At 61.4% G+C, this 20680-nt stretch carries 15 protein-coding genes; 9 read left to right on the forward strand and 6 right to left on the reverse strand.

Features of this window, described 5'->3' with window-relative positions:
• The first annotated feature begins 60 nt into the window (after positions 1–60).
• The 5 genes from ubiG (at position 61) to yfaE (ending at position 5891) form a co-directional block, all read left to right on the forward strand.
• On the forward strand, positions 61–777 hold the full coding sequence (gene ubiG / locus CK627_RS15530) for a bifunctional 2-polyprenyl-6-hydroxyphenol methylase/3-demethylubiquinol 3-O-methyltransferase UbiG (RefSeq protein WP_005300640.1): 717 nt from the start codon (positions 61–63) through the stop codon (positions 775–777).
• Positions 777–1463 (forward strand): HAD family hydrolase, encoded by a 687-nt coding sequence (locus CK627_RS15535; RefSeq protein WP_017782904.1) that lies wholly within the window; start codon positions 777–779, stop codon positions 1461–1463. Before ubiG ends, CK627_RS15535 begins: the two co-directional genes overlap by 1 nt.
• 644 nt (positions 1464–2107) lie before the next feature.
• The gene (gene nrdA / locus CK627_RS15540; RefSeq protein WP_026139081.1) at positions 2108–4375 is read left to right on the forward strand and encodes a class 1a ribonucleoside-diphosphate reductase subunit alpha; all 2268 of its coding nucleotides are present in this window, start codon (positions 2108–2110) and stop codon (positions 4373–4375) included.
• Positions 4376–4440: 65 nt separating this feature from the next.
• Positions 4441–5574, forward strand: coding sequence for a class Ia ribonucleoside-diphosphate reductase subunit beta (gene nrdB, locus CK627_RS15545; RefSeq protein ID WP_005300631.1), 1134 nt, complete (start codon positions 4441–4443; stop codon positions 5572–5574).
• The gene (yfaE, locus tag CK627_RS15550) at positions 5571–5891 is read left to right on the forward strand and encodes a class I ribonucleotide reductase maintenance protein YfaE (RefSeq protein ID WP_017764551.1); all 321 of its coding nucleotides are present in this window, start codon (positions 5571–5573) and stop codon (positions 5889–5891) included. Before nrdB ends, yfaE begins: the two co-directional genes overlap by 4 nt.
• A 132-nt stretch (positions 5892–6023) precedes the next feature.
• Here the strand turns inward: yfaE and mltA are convergent, their stop codons facing one another.
• Positions 6024–7175 (reverse strand): murein transglycosylase A, encoded by a 1152-nt coding sequence (gene mltA, locus CK627_RS15555; RefSeq protein ID WP_005300625.1) that lies wholly within the window; start codon positions 7173–7175, stop codon positions 6024–6026.
• Between the two features lie 150 nt (positions 7176–7325).
• Here mltA and CK627_RS15560 point away from each other — a divergent pair, with 150 nt between their 5' ends.
• Positions 7326–7577 (forward strand): DUF1289 domain-containing protein, encoded by a 252-nt coding sequence (locus tag CK627_RS15560; protein ID WP_005300622.1) that lies wholly within the window; start codon positions 7326–7328, stop codon positions 7575–7577.
• A 94-nt stretch (positions 7578–7671) separates the two neighbouring features.
• Here the strand turns inward: CK627_RS15560 and fruA are convergent, their stop codons facing one another.
• From fruA to fruB, 3 genes are read right to left on the reverse strand one after another with little or no spacing between them, the layout of a single operon-like run.
• A complete protein-coding gene (gene fruA / locus CK627_RS15565) occupies positions 7672–9408 on the reverse strand; it encodes a PTS fructose transporter subunit IIBC (protein WP_095592805.1) in 1737 nt (578 codons plus the stop codon).
• Positions 9405–10394: a 1-phosphofructokinase gene (gene pfkB / locus CK627_RS15570; RefSeq protein WP_095592806.1), complete on the reverse strand. Its 990-nt coding sequence runs from the start codon at positions 10392–10394 to the stop codon at positions 9405–9407. The genes fruA and pfkB overlap by 4 nt, the downstream gene beginning before the upstream one ends.
• Positions 10394–11494: a fused PTS fructose transporter subunit IIA/HPr protein gene (gene fruB, locus CK627_RS15575; protein WP_095592807.1), complete on the reverse strand. Its 1101-nt coding sequence runs from the start codon at positions 11492–11494 to the stop codon at positions 10394–10396. Before fruB ends, pfkB begins: the two co-directional genes overlap by 1 nt.
• Positions 11495–11799: 305 nt before the next feature.
• Here fruB and cra point away from each other — a divergent pair, with 305 nt between their 5' ends.
• Both cra and CK627_RS15585 read left to right on the forward strand, forming a co-directional pair.
• Entirely contained in the window at positions 11800–12786 is a 987-nt protein-coding gene (gene cra, locus CK627_RS15580; RefSeq protein ID WP_029305916.1) for a catabolite repressor/activator, read from the forward strand.
• A gap of 300 nt (positions 12787–13086) precedes the next feature.
• A complete protein-coding gene (locus tag CK627_RS15585) occupies positions 13087–14280 on the forward strand; it encodes an aromatic amino acid transport family protein (RefSeq protein WP_095592808.1) in 1194 nt (397 codons plus the stop codon).
• Between the two features lie 239 nt (positions 14281–14519).
• Here CK627_RS15585 and CK627_RS15590 read toward each other — a convergent pair whose 3' ends face one another.
• The gene (locus CK627_RS15590) at positions 14520–17621 is read right to left on the reverse strand and encodes an MGH1-like glycoside hydrolase domain-containing protein (protein ID WP_095593519.1); all 3102 of its coding nucleotides are present in this window, start codon (positions 17619–17621) and stop codon (positions 14520–14522) included.
• A gap of 517 nt (positions 17622–18138) precedes the next feature.
• Here CK627_RS15590 and CK627_RS15595 point away from each other — a divergent pair.
• Positions 18139–19068, forward strand: coding sequence for a LysR family transcriptional regulator (locus tag CK627_RS15595; protein WP_095592809.1), 930 nt, complete (start codon positions 18139–18141; stop codon positions 19066–19068).
• Positions 19069–19174: 106 nt separating this feature from the next.
• Here the strand turns inward: CK627_RS15595 and CK627_RS15600 are convergent, their stop codons facing one another.
• Positions 19175–20581, reverse strand: coding sequence for a DEAD/DEAH box helicase (locus CK627_RS15600; RefSeq protein ID WP_095592810.1), 1407 nt, complete (start codon positions 20579–20581; stop codon positions 19175–19177).
• Positions 20582–20680 lie beyond the last annotated feature (99 nt).

The raw sequence follows: 20680 nt of genomic DNA on the forward strand, positions 1-20680 counted from the left end.
GACAATAGATTGCGCGCGCACTCCCCTGCCTGCGCGCCCTTGCCACAGGATCATCAAAAAATGCACAGTGATGCCAATGTCGATCTGACAGAAATCGCCAAATTCGAAGCCATCGCCTCCCGCTGGTGGGACATGGAGGGAGAGTTCAAGCCGCTGCATCAAATCAACCCGGTGCGCCTTGACTGGATCACCGACAAGAGTGGCGGCCTGTTTGGCAAGCGCATTCTCGACATCGGCTGCGGCGGCGGCATCCTCGCCGAGAGCATGGCTCGTCGGGGCGCCCAGGTCACCGGCATCGACATGGGCAAGGAGCCCCTGGGCGTCGCCCGCCTGCATGCCCTGGAAGCGGGGGTGGAGCTCGAGTATCGCCAGATCACCGCCGAGGCCCACGCCGACGAAGCCCCAGGTCAGTACGACGTGGTCACCTGCATGGAGATGCTGGAGCACGTGCCGGATCCTGCCTCCGTGCTGCGCGCCATCGCCACCCTGGTACGCCCGGGCGGCAAGGTGTTCGTCTCCACCATCAACCGCAACCCGAAAGCCTATCTGATGATGATCCTCGGCGCCGAGTACCTGATGAAGATGGTCCCCAAGGGCACCCACGATCACAAGAAGTTCATCACCCCGGCCGAACTGTGTCGCATGGGTGAGGCGGCAGGCCTGCTGGTACGGGACATGAGCGGCGTCCACTACGCGCCGCTCTCCAACAGCTTCAAGCTTGGTCGCAACGTCGACGTCAACTACATGGTGGCGTTCGAGCGCCCGGAGCAAGGCTGATGACGACTCACCCTGCTGCGCCCCTTGGCTGCGTGCTGTTCGATCTGGACGGCACCCTGCTCGATACCGCGCCGGATCTCGGCGCTGCCGTCAACCATGTGCTGATAAGCGAAGGCTTTGCGCCGCTCTCTGACGACATCATTCGTCAGACCACCTCTCACGGGGCCCTGGGGCTGCTCAGGGCCGGTCTTGGTGACGAGCTGCTGGAGGAGCTGGGCGCCACCCGCCTTCGCACCGCCCTGCTCGACTACTACGCGGCCAACCTCTGTGTCGGCACCCGCCCCTATGAAGGCATGGTGGATCTTATCGAGTGGCTCGACGAGAAAAAGCTGCCCTGGGGCATCGTCACCAACAAGCCGGGCTTTCTCACCGAGCCGCTGTTGGCGGCCCTGCCGGCGCTTGCCAGTTGCGGCGTCACCGTCAGCGCCGACACTCTGCCGGTGCGCAAGCCCGACCCCGCCCCCATGTTCTTTGCCTGCGAGCAACTTGGCGTCGCGGCCAGCCACTGCCTCTATGTGGGGGATCATGTGCGCGATATCGAGGCCGGCCGCAACGCCGGCATGCGTACCGCCGTCGCCGGCTGGGGTTACCTCAATGACGACGAGGATCCCGCCCAGTGGGGCGCAGATCTTCACTTTGATACCGTACAGGCCCTGCATCACTGGCTGCGCTACGAGCTGGATTAAGCCTTGCCCGCCTGAGCAGTCAGGCAAGGCTGCGGTGGATACATATAGAAGTGGATGATCAGGGGGAGCTCCACGCCTGGGTTCTCTTGGATAACGCAGCAGGTGGATAACACAAGAGATGGATATCAAACGCAGCTTTGCGACCATCCCTTGAGCTGAGCGGTGAAAATGACGCCCATCTGGTCACTCGATCGGCAAAACGGAGGATCGGCAATTGATCCTCCGTTTTGCCGGTTTGACAAGCAGTGCGGCAGCGGGATCGGACACCTTTTGACCCTTGCTGCACAAGGGATAATCAGGCTGAATTTGCTAGTAAAAACACCCCGTTTTCGCAAGCAAAAAAAGTTATTTAAATTTTCCATGTTCGATCATCAGACTTGCATTTACCGGATCGGACGGATGAAAACCCGTTCGCTGTGAGCGTCCACTAACTCCATCGACAACACCCACAATTTATCCACAGCAATTGCCTTATCCACAGATTGCAAAGCCGGGCAGACCTCACTATCTTGTAGCTCGAATTCAAAATAACACTATATCTTGTGATTCATCGCACAATAGGTACCCACCTCCATCGCCCTTCCCGGGCCGGAGGCCAACGCCGTGCGATGGTTTTTCGGGAATCAACTAAAGGTCATCAGCCAATGAACTTGTTTGTGACGAAGCGTAACGGCCACAAAGAACCCATCGATCTGGATAAAATTCACCGCGTGCTCGACTGGGCTGCCGAGGGTCTCGACAACGTGTCGGTCTCCCAGGTGGAACTCAAGTCCCACATCCAGTTCTATGACGGCATCCGTACCGCCGATATCCACGAAACCGTCATCAAGGCCGCTGCTGACCTGATCTCCGAGCAAAGCCCGGACTACCAGTACATGGCAGCCCGTCTGGCCATCTTCCACCTGCGCAAGAAGGCCTACGGCCAGTTCGAGCCGCCCCACCTCTACCAGCACGTCGCCAAGCTGGTGGACATGGGCAAGTACGACAAGCACCTGCTGGAAGACTACAGCCAGGCCGAGTTCGAGGAGCTGAACGCCCACCTCGACCACTGGCGCGACATGGACTTCTCCTACGCCGCGGTCAAGCAGCTGGAAGGCAAGTACCTGGTCCAGAACCGCGTCACCGGCGAAATTTACGAGAGCCCGCAGTTCCTCTACATCCTGGTAGCGGCCTGCCTCTTCTCCAAGTATCCGAAAGATACCCGTCTGGACTACATCAAGCGCTTCTATGATGCGGTCTCGACCTTCAAGATCTCGCTGCCGACTCCGATCATGAGCGGCGTGCGCACCCCGACCCGCCAGTTCAGCTCCTGCGTGCTGATCGAGTGCGACGACAGCCTGGATTCCATCAATGCTACCGCCAGCGCCATCGTGCGTTACGTCTCCCAGCGCGCCGGCATCGGCATCAACGCCGGTCGCATCCGGGGTCTGGGCAGCCCCATCCGTGGCGGTGAAGCGTTCCACACCGGCTGCATCCCCTTCTACAAGTACTTCCAGACTGCCGTGAAGTGCTGCTCCCAGGGCGGCGTGCGCGGCGGGGCGGCCACCCTGTTCTACCCGCTGTGGCACACCGAGGTGGAGAGCCTGCTGGTACTGAAGAACAACCGCGGCGTGGAAGAGAACCGGGTCCGTCACATGGACTACGGCGTGCAGATCAACAAGCTGATGTACCAGCGCCTGATCAAGGGTGGCGACATCACCCTGTTCTCCCCGTCCGATGCGCCGGGTCTGTACGATGCCTTCTTCGCGGATCAGGACAAGTTCGAAGAGCTCTACGTCAAGTACGAGCAGGATCCGAGCATTCGCAAGAAGACCCTCAAGGCGGTGGATCTCTTCTCCCTGATGATGCAGGAGCGCGCCGGCACCGGTCGCATCTACATCCAGAACGTGGACCACTGCAACACCCATAGCCCGTTCGATCCGAGCGTGGCGCCGGTGCGCCAGTCCAACCTCTGCCTCGAGATTGCACTGCCTACCAAGCCGCTCAACAACGTGGATGACGAGGATGGCGAGATCGCCCTGTGCACCCTCTCGGCCTTCAACCTGGGCGCCATCGAGAAGCTGGAAGATCTGGAAGAGATGGCCGAGCTGGCCGTGCGCGCCCTGGATGCCCTGCTCGACTATCAGGACTACCCGCTCAAGGCCGCCAAAAAGGGCAGCATGAACCGTCGCACCCTGGGGATCGGCGTCATCAACTACGCCTACTACCTGGCGAAGAACGGTGCCCGCTACTCCGACGGTTCTGGTCTGGCGCTGACTCACCGCACCTTCGAGGCGATCCAGTACTACCTGTTGAAGGCCTCCGTGCAGCTGGCCCGCGAGTTCGGCCCCTGCCCGGCCTTCAACGAAACCACCTATGCCCAGGGGATCCTGCCCATCGATACCTATAAAAAGGATCTGGACAACCTGTGCAACGAGCCGCTGCACCTGGACTGGGAAGCGCTGCGCGAAGAGATCCGCACCGTGGGCCTGCGCAACTCCACCCTGACCGCCCTGATGCCGAGCGAGACCTCCAGCCAGATCTCCAACGCCACCAACGGCATCGAGCCGCCGCGCGGCCTGGTCTCTGTCAAGGCCTCCAAGGACGGCATCCTCAAGCAGGTGGTGCCCGAGTATGACCGCCTGAAGGATCAATACGAACTGCTCTGGAAGCAACCGAGCGTCGATGGTTACCTGCAGCTGGTCGGTATCATGCAGAAGTTCGTGGATCAGGCAATCTCCGCCAACACCAACTATGATCCCGCCCGTTTCGAAGGCAACAAGGTACCGATGAAGCAGCTGCTCAAGGACTTGCTGACCGCCTACAAATACGGCCTCAAGACCCTGTACTATCACAACACCCGTGATGGTGCGGACGATGCCCAGACCGATCTGCAAGATGACGGTTGTGCCGGCGGCGCCTGCAAGATCTGATGAACCGGGCGGGAGCGACAAGCTCCCGCCCTCCTGTTTCCCCTACTTCGCGATATTCGACAACCATGGCCTATTCAACTTTCTGCCAGACCCAAAACGACCAGCTCAAGGAGCCGATGTTCTTCGGCCAGTCGGTCAACGTGGCCCGTTATGACCAGCAAAAACACGAAGTGTTCGAGCGCCTGATCGAGAAGCAGCTCTCCTTCTTCTGGCGCCCGGAAGAGGTGGACGTCTCCCACGACCGCATCGACTTCCAGGCCTTGCCGCCCCACGAGCAGCACATCTTCATCTCCAACCTGAAGTACCAGACCCTGCTGGACTCCATCCAGGGTCGCAGCCCCAACGTGGCGCTGCTGCCGCTGGTCTCCATCCCGGAGCTGGAAACCTGGATCGAGACCTGGGCCTTCTCGGAGACCATCCACTCGCGCTCCTACACCCATATCATCCGCAACATCGTCAACACCCCCGCCCAGGTGTTTGACGACATCGTCACCAACGAGCAGATCCTGAAGCGCGCCGGCTCCATCAGCCACTTCTACGACGATCTGATTGAAGCGACCGCGCTCTACCACCTGCACGGTGAAGGCACCCATCAGGTGGCCGGCCGCGAGGTATCCATTACCTTGCGCGAGCTCAAGAAGAAGCTCTACCTGTGCCTGATGAGCGTCAACGCACTGGAAGCGATCCGCTTCTACGTCAGCTTCGCCTGCTCCTTCGCCTTCGCCGAGCGTGAGCTGATGGAGGGCAACGCCAAGATCATCAAGATGATCGCCCGCGACGAAGCACTGCACCTGACCGGCACCCAGCACATGCTGAACCTGATGCGCAGCGGCCAGGACGACCCCGAGATGGCCGAGATCGCCCGCGAGTGCGAGCAGGCCTGCTTCGATCTGTTCAAGGAAGCCGCCATCCAGGAGAAGGAGTGGGCCGAGTACCTGTTCCAGGACGGCTCCATGATCGGCCTGAACAAGGACATCCTCTGCCAGTACGTGGAGTACATCACCAACCTGCGGATGGCCGCCGTTGGCCTGCAGCCGGCCTTTGCCGGCGCCAAGCAGAACCCGATCCCCTGGATCAACACCTGGCTCTCCTCCGACAACGTGCAGGTCGCCCCGCAGGAAGTGGAAGTGAGTTCCTACCTGGTGGGTCAGATCGACAGCGAAGTGAACGCCGAAGACCTGGGTGATTTCGAGCTGTGAGTGACGCCACCGGCACGCTGACCGAGCCCCTGCACGCCGCCCCCGCCAAGAGCGAGACGGGCGCACCGCAGGTACACACCCGGGATGGCGTGCTGCACGCCCACCCCGGCGAGAGCGTGCTGGAGACCCTGGAGCGTCACGGTCATCACGTGGAGTTCCAGTGCCGCAGCGGTTATTGCGGCGCCTGCCGTACGCCGCTGCTGGCAGGCAAGGTGCACTATGCCGCCGTGCCGCTCGCCTTTGTCTCGCAGGGAGAGTGCCTGCCCTGCTGTTGCAAGCCGGTGGGGGCCATCCGGCTCGACATCAAGAAGGGCTGAGACCGCCCTCTCTTGATATGTCCAAGCTCACCTCGCTAAACAAAAAGCCGCCGGATTGCTCCGGCGGCTTTTTTACATCCATCTCTATGCCTCGTGGGCGGGCGGCTGATGCACAACCGCCCCCACAAGACCTTACAGCCAGGGCGCGGCGGTCGGCCCATGGTGCAGGCCCAGTTTCCAGACCCGCCCGAAGTGCTTGTAGTGACCGGCCGCAACACCGGCCTTCTCGCCCATGCCGTGGTAGAGGTCGAGGTGACCCTTCTTCACCGCCCCGCCCACATCCAGCGCGATCAACAGCCGCAGCTGATGCTTGCCGGTCCAGTTGCCCTCTTTGTCCAGCAGCGGTACTTCCGCCAGGATCGGCGTACCCATCGGCAGCAGGGTCTTGTCGGCGGCCACCGCAGCCATCGGCAACAGCGGGATGCCGGCGGCCCCGATCACGTCGTTGGTGGGGCGACGCTCGAAGAAGACATAGGAGGGGTTCTGCTCCACCAGCTCCTTGACGCTCTCCTCCGGCTGACGGTTTGCCCACTCCTTGATGGCCTTCATGGACATCTGCTCCCTGGGTACCTCGCCGCGGTCGATCAGCACCCGTCCGATGCTGACGTAACCGTGACCGTTCTTGCCGCTGTAGCCGAGATATTGCAGCCTGTCGTCGTCACCATAGTGAACGAAGCCCGAACCCTGCACGTCCATCAGGAAGTTGTCGATGAGAGACTTGCTGTAGCCAAGCTCCAGCCCGCGGTTGGCCAGCGCCCCCTGATGGATCTGGGCCCGGGTCGGACAACGGCTGCCGCAGTTGGGCATGGCGTAGATGGGGTACTTGTATTTCGCATCCGGGCGGTGGCGCACCTCCAGCACCGGCGAGTAGTAACCGGTGAACAGCACGTTACCCATCCGATCCGAGCCCCCCAACTGGGCCAGGCTGATGCCGTAGCGGGTAATGTCGGCGGGATTGCCGCCGTTCGCCACCCAGCGGGAGAGCTGGTGATAGAGTTCGCCATAGCGGCGGGTCATCTTGCCGGAGCGCTCCAGCACCAGCCTGCTCTGGGGGCCGAACTTGCTGTAGTCGGCGCGCACGCGGCTGTTGACGCGCTCAACCCGCACCAGATCGTCGGGCAGCATGCCGTCCAGATACTGCTTGCCCAGATTTTCCGGCACCTCGCAGTTGAGAAAACATCTGGCATCGGGTTTGTTTTTGGGCACCTGGGCTTGCTCAGAGTTGCCCGCACAACCGGCCAACCCCAGCACAGCGGCGGTCAGCCAGTACGCGTGTTTATTCATATGTCCTCATATAACACCAAGCGTCATGTTCGGCGGGGAAGATGCCAAATTTGCAGGGGGAAAGCAAACGCCTTCAAGCCTGCGACGACGGATTTCTCCAAAGGGGATCTTCTGGGTTATAACAAGGTAACAAGGTGTGAGGGGCCATGGATGGAACAGCTCGAAATCTTCCCGCTGCAGAGCCCCTGCATCGGGGTCTGTGAAGTGAACAACAAGGGCTACTGCAAGGGGTGTTTGCGCAGCCGCGAAGAGCGTTTCAACTGGCTCACCATGACCCCGGCCCAGCAGCAGGAGGTGATGCGCCTGTGCCGAGGCCGCAAGGCGCGGGTGGAAGCCGCCCGCCGCAAAGCGCTGGAGGGGGCCCAGAACGAGCCGCAAGAGCAACCGGGTTGGGATTTCTAGTTTCTCCCCCTCCTCCTTTCACGACAAACATAAAAAAGCGGCCCGCAGGCCGCTTTTCTTTTTGACACTATGAGATGTTGCCGGATCGCAAGGCTTATGCCGTGGCCAGCTTGGCCTGCTCTTCACCGCGTTTGAGCATGGCGTAAGCCACCCCGGTCAGCAGCGACCCTGCCGCAATCGCCACGATATACATCATGACGTTGCTGATGGCGTTCGGGATGAACAGCACGAACAAACCGCCGTGGGGTGCCATCAGCTCGCAGCCGAACAGCATGGAGAGCGCACCGGTCAGGGCGCCGCCCGCCATGCAGGCAGGGATGACGCGCATCGGATCCTTGGCGGCAAACGGGATGGCCCCCTCGGAGATGAAGCACAGACCCAGTACGAAGGAGGCCTTGCCTGCTTCCTGCTCCGCCTTGATGAACTTGGTGCGGGCCAGGAAGGTGGCGATCCCCATCCCCAGTGCCGGCACCATGCCGGCGGCCATCACGGCTGCCATGGGGGCGTAGGTCTTGGAGGCCAGCAAGCCGACCCCGAAGGCGTAGGCCGCCTTGTTGACCGGGCCGCCCATGTCGAAGCACATCATGGCACCGATGATGACACCCAGCAGCACGGCGTTGGCAGAGCCCATGTTGTTGAGGAAGGTGGTCATGGCATTCATGATGCCGGCCACCGGGCCGCCCACCACGTAGATCATCACCAGGCCGGTAAACAGGCTGGCAAACAGCGGAATGATCAGAATGGGCTTGAGCGCTTCCAGGGTCACCGGCAGGCGCACCTTGTCGCTCAGGTACTTGGCGCTGTAACCGGCCAGGAAACCGGCGACTATGCCGCCAAGGAAACCGGCACCCAGCGAGCTTGCCAGCATGCCGCCGATCATGCCGGGAGCGAGACCCGGGCGGTCAGCGATGGAGTAGGCAATGTAGCCGGCCAGCACCGGGATCATCAGGGCGAAGGCGGAGCCGCCACCGATCTTCATCAGGGCGGCGGCCAGGGTGCCTTCCACCTTGAACGCCTCGATACCGAACACGAACGAGAGCGCGATGATGAGGCCGCCCGCCACCACCATGGGCAGCATGAAGGAGACCCCGGTCAGCAGATGCTTGTAGGGGCCGGCTTTTTCCTCTTTCTTGGGTTGGCTGGCACCGCTGTGGCGATAGGTCTTGGCCTCGTTCCAGGCCTTGTCGAGCTCGGCACGGGTTTTCTTGAGCGCCGCGCCCGTGCTGGTGCGATAGACCGGCTTGCCGTCGAAGCGAGCCATGTCCACTTCGATGTCGGTGGCGAGGAACACCAGGTCGGCGGATGCAATCTCCTCGGCAGTCAGGGCGTTCTGGGCACCGACCGAGCCTTGGGTCTCGACGCGGATCTGATGACCCAGCTGTTTGGCCATGGTCTCCAGCGCTTCTGCCGACATAAAGGTGTGAGCCACCCCGGTCGGACAGGCGGTCACCGCCACGATGCGCTTGCCAGCGGCGGCCGGTTTGGCGGCAGCATTGGCAACGGCGGGCGCGGCTTGATGGCGATAGACGCTGGCGCCGCTGACGGCGGCCTCCAGCAGTGCGGCCGGATCCTGCAGGGCGACATCCATGCTGCCCTGATAGACCCGCTTGCCGTCATAGGCGGCGAGATCCACCGGGGCGCTGGCGACAACCAGCACCAGCTCGGCCGCAGCAATCTGCTCTTTTGAGGGGATCTGGCGCGGTTGCACGCTGGAGCCGACGTCGAGGGTGAGCTCCCAGCCAGCCAGTTTGGCCTGCGGTTCTATCCGTTTTGCAGCGAGAAAGCTGGTGGCAATACCCGCCGGGCAAGCCGTAACCAAGATTGCTTTCATTGGGCATCTCCTGAGTTTTCCATTGAGGGGGTATGGCATTGAACCGGTGCCAGCGCATCCAGACGCTGTACGCGCACCTGTTCAAGCAAGGGGTTGAGCACACTGATATCGCTAAAGCCGACCGCCACCTGGCTGACCGCCAGCGCCGAGACGGCGGTGGCGAGGCGCAGGGTCTGCTCAGGCGTCCAGCCAAGGCTCAGACCATGGGCGAGACCAGCCACCAGGGAGTCGCCGGCACCGACCGTGCTGACCACCTGCATGCGCGGCGGAATCGCCTGCCAGACGGCATCCGGGGCAAACCAGATGAGGCCATCGGCGCCGTTGGAGATCACCACGTTGGGGATCCCGCTTGCCTGCAGCGCGCGGGCACACTCGGCCTGCTCGCTCAAGGTCTTGATGGGGCGGCCCGCCCACTGGCCGAGCTCTTCCAGATTGGGTTTGACCAGGGTCGGCGCCGCTTTGATCCCTTCGCTTAAGGCCGCGCCGCTGCAATCGAAGATCACCTGCTTGCCTTTGGCCTTGAGCAGGCGGATCAGATGGGCGCAGTAATCAGGGGCCACCCCTTTGGGCAGGCTGCCCGCCAGCACGAACCAGTCGGCGCGCGCTGCCAGCTCGTCGATGGCCTGCTCCAGCGCGCTCACTTCCCCTTGGTGGATGGTGAGCCCCGGCAGGTTGAGATCGGTGACCCGACCGGATTGCTCGGAGACCTTGACGTTGATGCGGGTGCTGCCCGCCACGCGCACGAAGTGATCGGCCAGGGCCCGCTCGGTAAACAGGGAGACGAAGCTCTGCTGGTTATCGGCGCCAAGCCAGCCGGTCACACCCACTTCGCGGCCCAAGTCCTTGAGCACCATGGCCACGTTGATCCCCTTGCCCGCCGCGCGCAGGTTGGCCTCGCTCACCAGGTTCACCTCGCCCAGGCTCATCGCCTCGAGACGGGTGGTGAGATCGAGCGCCGGGTTGAGGGTGATGGTCACTATGTCCATCAGTGCGCCCCCTCGCCCAGCCCGGCCGCAATGGCGGCGCCTATGCCCTTGAGGGCCGCTTCGGCATCCGGGCCTTCAACGCGAAACGCCAGACGGTGTCCACACTTGACGCCCAACCCGATGACTTTCATCAGGCTCTTGGCGGAGACCGCCTCGCCGCTGCCATCCAGATTCGCCACCCGAATGTCGGATTCATACTCCTTGGCCACCTTGACCAGCATGGCGCCGGGACGGGCGTGCAACCCGTGCGGATTGATGATGGTGAAGGTTCCACTAAGACCGCTCGCCGGGCCAGCTTGCAGCATGGCCAGCCCCTCGCTACCTGCCAAGGTGGCGAGCTGACCGGCAGCCGCCAGTTTGGCCAGGTTGTCGAGCTGCGCCAGATGGCCGCTATCTGCGGCGCACAGCAGCAGCAGGGCGCTGACCGGCAGATCCCCTGCGTTCAGTGCAGTGCTAGGCGTTGCCAACACCCAGCCAGCCTGGGCCGCTTGCACGCGGGCCAGCCAGATGCCCTCGCCCAGATAGGCCGGTTCGCTTGCCAGCAGGGCGTTCACCATGGCGGCATCGCCCCAGCCGGCGGATTTGGCGCGGGCGGCGGCGCCCAGCAGCAGCTGGTCGCGATCGTCCGCCGGGAAGTCGGCCAGGGCCAGGAACTGCACCTCTTTGGGCGCAGTGGCACCGGTCAGGATATTGATGATGGTGTCGGCATCGGTGGCCTCTTTCAATTGCGCTGCCGCCTGCTCGTCACCCAGCACGTGGGTGAGCTGGCGCAAAATGCCCAGATGTTCGTCGGATTTGGCGGCGATGCCGATGGCGACGTAGGCGATCTGCCCCTCGTCCCACTCGATCCCCTGCGGGAACTGGGCCACCATGACGCCTGTGCTCTTCACCAGATGCCGGGTGTCGGTGGTGCCGTGGGGAATGGCGATGCCGCTGCCAAGATAGGTGGCGTGCTGCGCCTCGCGGGCCAGCATGCCCTCCACGTACCCCGCCTCCACCAGACCGGCTTCGGTCAGTTTGCCTGCCAACAAGGCAATGGCTTCGGCCTTGGTCGCCACCGACTGCCCCAGCAGGATCTGCTGTCGCGCCAACTTCAACATAGAGATTCTCCATCAGGTGCCGGGCGGCCTGACCGTACCGGCTCATCAAACATAACCATTCGTACCACTCGCCTGCAGACAATAGACCGGATTGCATCCCTTCGCGGGTCATACCCGATTTTTATGCCCGGCCATCGATTGTCTGCTGACAAGCTGAATCGTTTCACTTAGACTCAGACTGAATCGTTTCAGCGAATTGATCAAGTACCCACAAAGAGTGCTTTTCAATGATATGATCCCGCGCACACTTTTCGGTGCCCTCACCAGGCAGTGCCCGTGGGCCTTGCAACTCAAACAGAGCCAATATGATGAAACTGGATGAAATCGCCGCCCTCGCCGGTGTCTCGCGCACCACGGCCAGCTATGTGATCAATGGCAAGGCCGATCAATACCGCATCAGTCAGGCCACCCGCGACAAGGTGATGGCGGTGGTCACCGCCCACAACTACCAGCCGGACAGCCGCGCCGCTTCCCTGCGTGGTGGCCAGACCAGAACCCTGGGCTTTATCCTGCCCGACCTCGAGAACGCCAGTTACGCCAAGCTCGCCAAACGGCTGGAGCAAGGGGCGCGGGTACAGGGTTATCAGCTGCTTATCGTCTGCTCGGAGGATGACCCCGCCACCGAGAAGGAGCTGGCCGAAATGCTGGCCAGCCGCCACGTGGATGCGCTGCTGGTGGCCAGTTGCCTGCCACCCGAAGATCCCTTCTACCTCGGCCTGCAGACGCGCGGCATCCAGGTGCTCGCCATCGACCGGGCCATGGCGGCCGACAAGTTCGTCACCGTGGCCAGCGAAAACCAGAAGGCGAGCTTTGATCTCACTGCCTCCCTGCTCTCGCCGGCAATCACGCACATCGCCTTGATCACCGCGCTGCCGGCACTCACGATCAGTCGTGAACGCAGAGCGGGCTTCGAGCAGGCCGTCGCCAGCCACAGCACGGCTTGCCATCTGTGTGAAGGGGCCCACTTCTCCCGCGCCGAAGGCTACCGCCTGATCAAGACGCTGCATCAACAGCTCGGCCAGCTGCCCCAGGCACTGGTCGCCACCTCCTACATCCTGATGGAGGGGGTGCTCGACTATCTGCTTGAGCAGGAGACCGACATGAGCCGGCTGGCCATGGCCACCTTCGGCGATGATCGCCTGCTCGATTTCCTCCCCTTTGGCATCAACTCCCTGCCCCAGCAGCACGATGCCCTCGCCAGCCAGGCGCTGGAGCTGGCCCTCAAGGCGATTGGCGGCGAATATCAGTGCGGCCTCCACTATGTGAGCCGCACCCTCAAACGCCGCCGCTGATCCCCTCTCCATGGCGCGCCGCTGCGGCCCCCCTCGCAGCGGCGCGTTTTTTCACCAGCCTAAAACCCTATCTGTCATCATTTATTTCCACATATTCTGCCAACCCAGTACAAAATCCGCTTTTTCAGGCTTGTTTCCACCATTTTGATCCGTTAACTTGGCAACCAACTTTTACAACCACAGGCTTTTCGTAACGATGGGTTCACTCCGATATTGCTAGCCTCCGGTTTCGACCCCGGAGGCGCCTTACACACCTTTGCCCGCTGCGCACCGCGCAGTTTCTCGATTCGGATGGACACCATGAACACCAAAACCCTGGGATGTACCCTGTTGATTGCCGGCACCACCATAGGCGCCGGCATGCTGGCCCTGCCGCTGGCCTCTTCGTCGCTCGGCGGCCCCGCCACCCTGCTGCTGATGATCGGCCTCTGGGCCCTGATGGCCTTTACCGCCATGCTGCAGGTGGAAGCCAGCCTCAGCACCGGCAAGTGGTACCTGCACCAGCTGGCGGATCACCTGCTCGGCCCCTGGGGCAAGCGCATCGCCTCCTTCTGCATTCTGATGCTGTTCTACTCGCTGGCCTCCGCCTACATCAGCGGCGGCAGCAGCCTGCTGGCCCAGGCGCTGGCCGATGCCGGCCTGCCCCTCAGCCAAGAGCAGGCGGCCTGGGCCTTTACCCTGCTGTTTGGCGGCATGGTCTGCATCGGCACCAAGCAGGTGGATTACCTCAACCGGCTGATGTTCACCGTCAAGCTGGTGATCATGGTGGCGGTGCTGGCGCTGCTGTTGCCGCGCACCGAAGGGCAGCACCTGCTCTCCCTGCCGCTGGGCCAGGGGCTGCTGCTGGCAGGTCTGCCGGTCATCTTCACCTCGTTCGGCTTTCACGGCTCCATCCCGAGCGTGATGCTCTACCTGGGGGACTGCCCCAAGCAGCTGCGCCGGGTCTTCGTGTGGGGCTCTGCCCTGCCGCTCATCCTCTACGTGCTGTGGCAGGTCGCCATCCTGGGTCTGCTGGGTCAACAGGCCCTGCTCCAGAGCGGTGGCGCGCTGGACAGCCTGCTGGCCAACGTCGGCAAGCTGGTGAGCTGGCCCGCCTTCAACCAGGCCATGCACCTGTTTGCCGATCTGGCGCTGGCCACCTCCTTCCTCGGGGTGACCCTGGGTCTGTTTGACTTCATGGCCAAAGTGACCCATCGCAAGGACAACTGGCAGGGTCGCACCCAGACCGGCCTCATCACCTTTGTGCCGCCCCTGCTGTTTGCCCTCTACTTCCCGCAGGGCTTCATCATGGCGCTCGGCTACGCTGCCATTGCGCTGGCGATACTGGCGGTACTGCTGCCGGTGGCCCTGGTGTGGCAGAGCCGCAAGCAGGCCGAGACGCACCACTACCGCGCCCCGGGTGGCGTGCTGGCCCTGGGCCTGGCCGGCGCCATGGGGGTGCTGATCGTCGGGGTGCAGGTGAGCGTCAGTATGGGACTGTTGCCGGCGCTCTAAGCCATAGCCGATATTGAATCCCCCAATGACAAGGCCCCGCCAACGGATGTTGACGGGGCCTTGTCATTTCCGCTGCGGCCGCAGCAGTGGCGCCTTCTCCCCGCAACAGTCAGGGCACTTCCCTGGCTTGGGCTGAGCCACCGCCAATACAGCAAATCCCTGCCAGAGTAGCAGGGCTTTTTGCACTCTTCAGCGGGACAAGTTGCGGGCCACAAGCCCAGCTTGTCCGCTGAGTTGGTTTAACGAGCCGAGACAGTGATGCTGGCCAGATCGATCAGATTGACCGGCCCGCCCCGCCCGCCGGCATCGTTGTAGGTATCGTTCGCCTTCAGATAGCTCATGTTATAGAAGTCGCTCACCAGGATGTCGTACTGCCCTGCCGGCACGTTCACGATGACAGGGGTCGAGTCTCGCAGCGGTTTGATCTCTCCCTCCTTCATCACATGGGGCATCTGCACAGTGCCGCCTGCCACCACCTGGCCCTTGCTGAGCACGGATATCCGCTTCACCCCGTTGGTCACCCCCAGATTGATGGCGTGCTGGGCATTGCTGTACTGCAGGCGAATGGCGCGCTGACCATCCAGTGTGACATTGCGCACCAGGAAGGTATCCTCCGGGCGGCCCCAATCTTTCAGATAGGGCATGGAGATGGCCGCATCGGCCGCCGTGAGAGTGCCGGTATGCGACACCGTGACGGAATCGACCGCGATGCGCCGGGTCTCTGGCTGGTAGCACACCGGCTTGGCATGATGGGAGCGGTTACCGGACTCGGGATAGATGGCCTCCGCGCTGTAGCAATAGGCCATGCCAGGTTGCAGCAGCAGGTCGTCGACCCACTCTCCCGCCGTCTCGAGTCCCTTGGCGACCAGCTTGCCATCGCGATACAGGTTATAACTGAGCGCCCCTTTATTGACGCTATCCTGCCATGTGACGACCAGCTTGCCAGCTTGCTCGGTCACTCCCAGCAGGGTGGGCTCGGTCGGTGCAAATACCTTGCGGTTTTCCACGTCCAGTGGTGCCACGTCCTCGATCAGGCGGATCCCCTGTTCATCGGCGATGCCGGCCCCCAACTGGACCTCGATCTGGTTGTTGGCAGCCAGCATATCCTCGCTGATCAACTCCCCCACGGGGGCACCGTTGAGCATGATGCCGCGCACCGGGTAGTAACTGCCCTCCTCCCCGACATCCGGAAGCAGCAGCTTGATCTCGATCTGCTTGCCACGGTAATTCAGCCCCTTGAGCACGGCCTCGGGTCTGGCGCCCATCAGCCTGTGCAGGTGACTGGTGACAAAGGGCGAGACACGGATCCCCTGCTCTTCCACGTTGTAGCCAAACAGGGTGTTGGTCACCATGCCGAGATAACCGCCAACGGACCAGAGCTGGCGCTGGGAGTTGATGACAGGCCCCGTCAAGTCGGGTTGAGCCAGATCCATCAGAGAGGGTTGGCCCGAGAGCCATTCCAGATTCTCCATGTTGGAGAGGTTGAGTGCGGCCCCGCGCATCATGGAGTCGACATGGCGATCGGCCACGGCCACGTTCTGCACCCTGGCCGCCGCCTTCAGCCCGTAGGCGGAGACAAAAGGCCAGATGGCACGGTTATGGTAGACCGGCATATCGGGCTGCTGCGGGAAATAGACAGGGGCACCATAAGGCCCAATGGGATAGCGGCTGACGATCTCCCTGGCCTGCGCCTCATCGGCAATGCCCGCCAGAATGGCAAGGGACTCCCCCAGCAGATCGAACTTGTAGGCCGGGCTTGGATCCGTAGCGGTATTGATCAGGCTGGCATACATCTTCTCATCTGCCAGCCAGAAGGCCCGATTGATGGCCTGCTTGAGCGCGGCGGCCCATTGGCTGTAGCGAGTCACCAGTTCATCCTGGCCCAGCTCGGCGGCCAGGTGTGCTGCCAGCATCAGACCCTGGTAGTGGAGGACATTGGTGGAGAGGGATTTGCTCATGCCGATGTGGGCGATATCGGTCTTGATCCACTTGGCATAGGTCTGGTCACGCCAGTCGAGGAAGGATTGCTCCCCACCATAGAGGCCATCGCCATGATCGAAGGCCGCCAGGCGATCGCTCTCAATGGTATTGCGCAGCCCCTCAAACGCCTCGGGCAGGAAGGCGCTGCGCTCCTCGGTGGGCAATGCCGCCAACACCTGCTCGGCCGCCAGCGCCCACCCCATGCGATCGGTGCTGATGGGCCAGCTGCCCCCCGTGCCCGTATCCTGAATGATCTGGCGCCCCTGCGGGATCAGGCCGTCGAGACCCTGCTTCAGCTCGGTTCTGAAATCGGAGAGCTTGAACTGCAGGGAGTTACGTGCCCGCTGCGGATCCAGCACTCCCAGCCCCAGATCGGTGGCGTAAGAGAGATCCCGCGTCCAGACATAATGCCACTTTGCCCCCGTTTCGAAGCAGTCGCAGGGGATCGCCTGACCGCCGCCGTAACTGCCATCCTTGACCTGGGACACGCTGTTTTGCCGCATCTCGTGTGTCGCCAGCGTAAACAAGGCGTCAAACACCATGTTGCCCGAACGCAGCCGGGGCAGATCGGCCTGCTCCTGATAGGTGGTGAAGCTATCCCCCGGATCCCGCAGCTCCTGGGTCGTCGACTGGGCATAGCTGCGATAGTCGGCCCCGGCCTGCTTGACCGAGAAGGTGGCAACCTCCTTGACCCCGGGTATATGGGTCTGGTATTCCCGCTTCTCGATAAGCTCATGCCCCTCATGAGGATTGATCAAGCGCAGATCCTCGTCCGTCGCGGCACTGATCAGCAACACTGGGGCCTTTTCATCCTCACTGGCATCAAGGACAAACTTGTAATATCCCGCCTGTGACACCGACAGGGATGCCAGCTGGCAACTGCTGTCACAGCGCTGCATCCTGGCGGGATCATTCAATGACAGGGGGGCGCTGGTACCAAAGCCGATCCCGTCCTGGGCAGAGGCCATCTTAATCTTGTGCTCCCCGGGAGCCAGCCTGGCCACCACCACATAGCGTTTGTCGCCCTGGTAGATCATCTGCAAGAGCGGTTCGAGATTGCCGTCTATGCCCTTCAGATAGAGGTTTTCAGCGTAATTGGGGTCATCACGCACCATGGTAAATTCGACGACGGGGGCCGCCAGATCGGCATTGGTCACCTTGACCTGAATATCGAGCAGCCCCTTTTCGGTCACCACCAAGCGATTGTTCTGTCCGTTATTCTGGTAGTACATGGGATAGCGCTGTTCGGGGAAGATGCTGGTCTCGTTGCGGCTATCGGCAGAAAAGTCAGGATATTTCGTCCATTCGGGGCCCGCGACCTTGAACGGTGACATGCCTGAATTCATCTTCAGGTTGTCCAGTCGATATATTCCATCTTTGAAGAGCAGTTTGAACTTCTCTTCACGATCCCAGCCGCTGAACTCCCCGACCAGATAGAGATCAAAATCCCAGGGAGCTTTCGCCTCAATAGTATTATTACTTGCAGATGAACTATTATCATTACAACCGGACAAGAGCATTCCGCCGCACAACAATGACACGGATAAAGCCAATGGATGGATTTTCATATATTCCCTTCGTTACTTTATTTATTATTTCGTTATTCTAATGACAGCCATAAGCTGTATTTTCCAGCCTACACCAGCAGGCCTTGAAAAACACATAGACGACCATAATGGCGGGATAGCCATCATCTATAACCAGGCTGCATTGCGTGATCCCATTCACAAAATAAACTCGGTTACCGGTCAACTCGAATAGAAAACAACGTGAGGAGACACACACAAAAACTGTTGCGGCGACACGGAGGCGATTGACAGTCACCCATGCTTGCACTAGCGTGGCGCTCCGCCTGATCCTGAACGTACGTTATTTCCCGTGGACAAACACCTCAGACAATTCATTGAAGTCGCGACCCACAAAAGCGTGAGTCTCGCCGCCAGGCACATGGGGCTGAGCCAGCCAACGCTGACCCACAACATGAAGAAACTGGAAGAGAGTCTGGGTACGCCCCTGCTCATCAGACAGGCTGGCGGTGTGGCGCTGACGGCAGCCGGCGAGTTGTTGCTGACCCAGGCCCGCATGATGCAACGGATCTACGATGACACCCTCAGACGACTCGCCATCCTGCGCGAGCGAGCAGCCCAGCCTCTGAGAGTGGGAACCGGCCACGCTTGGTGGCAGCATGTGCTGCAACCTGTCACCCTGCATTACCGCGCAGCCAACCCGTCTTGCGCCATCAATATCGAAGTCGGTAATCATCTGCGACTGCTGGACTTGCTCCTGGGCAATCATATCGACCTGTTCTTGGGGCATGAAATCCATGGTCTGGATAAACATTACAGCCTGATATTCATCCCGCTCTTTACCGCCAGTGATGCCGTATTTGTCAGAGCTGGACATCCCCTCTCAGGGAAAGTTTGCAGCAAGCAGGATCTGGTTTATTACCCCAGCCTGTTGATTACCACGGATGAACCTAAATATCTTCATCTGGTCGAGGATATGGCAATAAAAAAGCAAGAGCATGAAGAGATGCAGCTCAATGAAAAAATCATTTACAGCTCCAATTCATTGATGGCCGCCATCGATCTGGTGAATACCAGCAATGCGGTCATGCCGTATCCAGGCAGCATGGGAGAATACTTCTCAAAATTTGGCATCGTCCCACTCGAGATGGCGGAGGAATATAACAGAGGCACGGTTGGCATCTATATTTCCCGTGAGAAAATGGATGAGCCCAATATTCAAACGCTATGTCAACAGATCCAGACGCAGGTCGGCAAGCGTCGCCATTTACTTGCAGCCTGAGCCACCTCTTTTCATCCTGCTGCAAACCGCAGGCACAAAAAAACCCGCCAACTTGGCGGGGTTTTCTATTCAACCGTTGAGCGCGGGAGAGAAGCTCCCGAACCGCTTACTGGTTATGGGTAGAACGGCGCGGACGACGGGCCTGGGCCGGCTTGGCGGCGCCATCAGCCGGACGTTGACCACCCTGGGGCTTGGGCTTGCCGCCGTTGCCAGTGCGATTGCCACCACCGTTACCACCGGCGCCATTGCCGGAGCGACCGGCACCTTGACGCTGGCCTTGACCTTGCGGACGCGGCGCACGGCGCTGCTCGCTCGGATCGCGCGGCTCTTTGCGCAGCGGCGCACCGATGCCACGGCTTATGTTATCGAGCGTCTCGCGGGAGGCTTCGAAGCCCGCCACCTGCTCGCAGGGGATGCTCTGCTTGGTCAGCCGCTCGATGGCCTTGATGAGCTTGCCTTCGTCCGCCGCCACCAGGGAGATGGCGTGACCGGCGGCGCCGGCACGGCCGGTACGGCCGATACGGTGCACGTAATCTTCCGCCACGTTCGGAAGCTCGAAGTTGACCACCTGGGGCAGCTTGTCGATGTCGAGGCCGCGGGCAGCGATGTCGGTCGCCACCATGACGCGCACGCTGCCATCCTTGAAGCCGGACAGGGCGCGGGTACGAGCCCCCTGGCTCTTGTTGCCGTGGATGGCGGCGGCGCTGATGCCGTCTTTCTCAAGCTTCTCGGCAACCCGGTTGGCGATGTGCTTGGTACGGGTAAACACCAGCACCTGCTGCCAGTTGTTGCTGGAGATGAGGTGGCTCAGCAGGGCAATCTTGTTGGCCTTGTCGCACGGGTGCACCAGCTGCTCGATGCGCTCGGCGGTGCTGTTGCGCGGGGTCACTTCGATCACCGCCGGGTTGTCCAAGAGGCCAGTAGCCAGCTCGCGAATTTCGTCGGCGAAAGTGGCGGAGAAGAGCAGGTTCTGACGCTTTTTCGGCAACAGAGCCAGGATGCGGCGGATGTCGCGGATAAAGCCCATGTCGAGCATGCGGTCCGCTTCGTCCAGCACCAGGATCTCGACTTCATCGAACTTGACGGCGTTCTGGTTGTAAAGGTCCATCAGACGGCCCGGGCAGGCCACCAGCACGTCCAGACCACGGCGAGTCGCCATCATCTGCGGGTTGATGCTCACGCCGCCAAATACCACGTGGCTGCGGATCGGCAGGTGCTTGCCGTAGTTGCGCACGCTCTCGCCCACCTGGGCGGCTAGCTCGCGGGTCGGGGTCAGCACCAGGGCACGGATGCGATTCGGGGAGACCTTGCGCTTGCTCTCGGTCAAGCGTTGCAGCATCGGCAGGGTAAAACCTGCGGTCTTGCCGGTCCCGGTCTGGGCGGCGGCCATCAGATCACGGCCAGCCAGTACCGCCGGGATCGCTTGTTGCTGAATGGGAGACGGGGTGTCGTAGCCTTGCTCGGCAACGGCACGCAACAAGGGTTCGGCCAGACCGAGGGAAGTAAAACTCATAGTTACCTGCTAGGGATAGGGGCGCCGGGGATCCGTGATGGGGCTCCTCTGCTGAGCCGATGCCATCTCGCCAGATCCGGGCCTGTTGAGAACACAACG

The sequence above is a fragment of the Aeromonas dhakensis genome (genome assembly GCF_002285935.1).
Lineage (GTDB): Bacteria > Pseudomonadota > Gammaproteobacteria > Enterobacterales > Aeromonadaceae > Aeromonas > Aeromonas dhakensis.

Excerpts from the sequence above, each read along its gene's own strand:
- nrdA (WP_026139081.1), top strand. The coding sequence starts at position 2,108 with ATGAACTTGTTTGTGACGAAGCGTAACGGCCACAAAGAACCCATCGAT.
- cra (WP_029305916.1), top strand. The coding sequence starts at position 11,800 with ATGATGAAACTGGATGAAATCGCCGCCCTCGCCGGTGTCTCGCGCACC.
- ubiG (WP_005300640.1), top strand. The coding sequence starts at position 61 with ATGCACAGTGATGCCAATGTCGATCTGACAGAAATCGCCAAATTCGAA.
- fruA (WP_095592805.1), bottom strand. The coding sequence starts at position 9,408 with ATGAAAGCAATCTTGGTTACGGCTTGCCCGGCGGGTATTGCCACCAGC.
- fruB (WP_095592807.1), bottom strand. The coding sequence starts at position 11,494 with ATGTTGAAGTTGGCGCGACAGCAGATCCTGCTGGGGCAGTCGGTGGCG.
- CK627_RS15600 (WP_095592810.1), bottom strand. The coding sequence starts at position 20,581 with ATGAGTTTTACTTCCCTCGGTCTGGCCGAACCCTTGTTGCGTGCCGTT.
- pfkB (WP_095592806.1), bottom strand. The coding sequence starts at position 10,394 with ATGGACATAGTGACCATCACCCTCAACCCGGCGCTCGATCTCACCACC.
- nrdB (WP_005300631.1), top strand. The coding sequence starts at position 4,441 with ATGGCCTATTCAACTTTCTGCCAGACCCAAAACGACCAGCTCAAGGAG.
- CK627_RS15585 (WP_095592808.1), top strand. The coding sequence starts at position 13,087 with ATGAACACCAAAACCCTGGGATGTACCCTGTTGATTGCCGGCACCACC.
- CK627_RS15560 (WP_005300622.1), top strand. The coding sequence starts at position 7,326 with ATGGAACAGCTCGAAATCTTCCCGCTGCAGAGCCCCTGCATCGGGGTC.
- CK627_RS15535 (WP_017782904.1), top strand. The coding sequence starts at position 777 with ATGACGACTCACCCTGCTGCGCCCCTTGGCTGCGTGCTGTTCGATCTG.
- mltA (WP_005300625.1), bottom strand. The coding sequence starts at position 7,175 with ATGAATAAACACGCGTACTGGCTGACCGCCGCTGTGCTGGGGTTGGCC.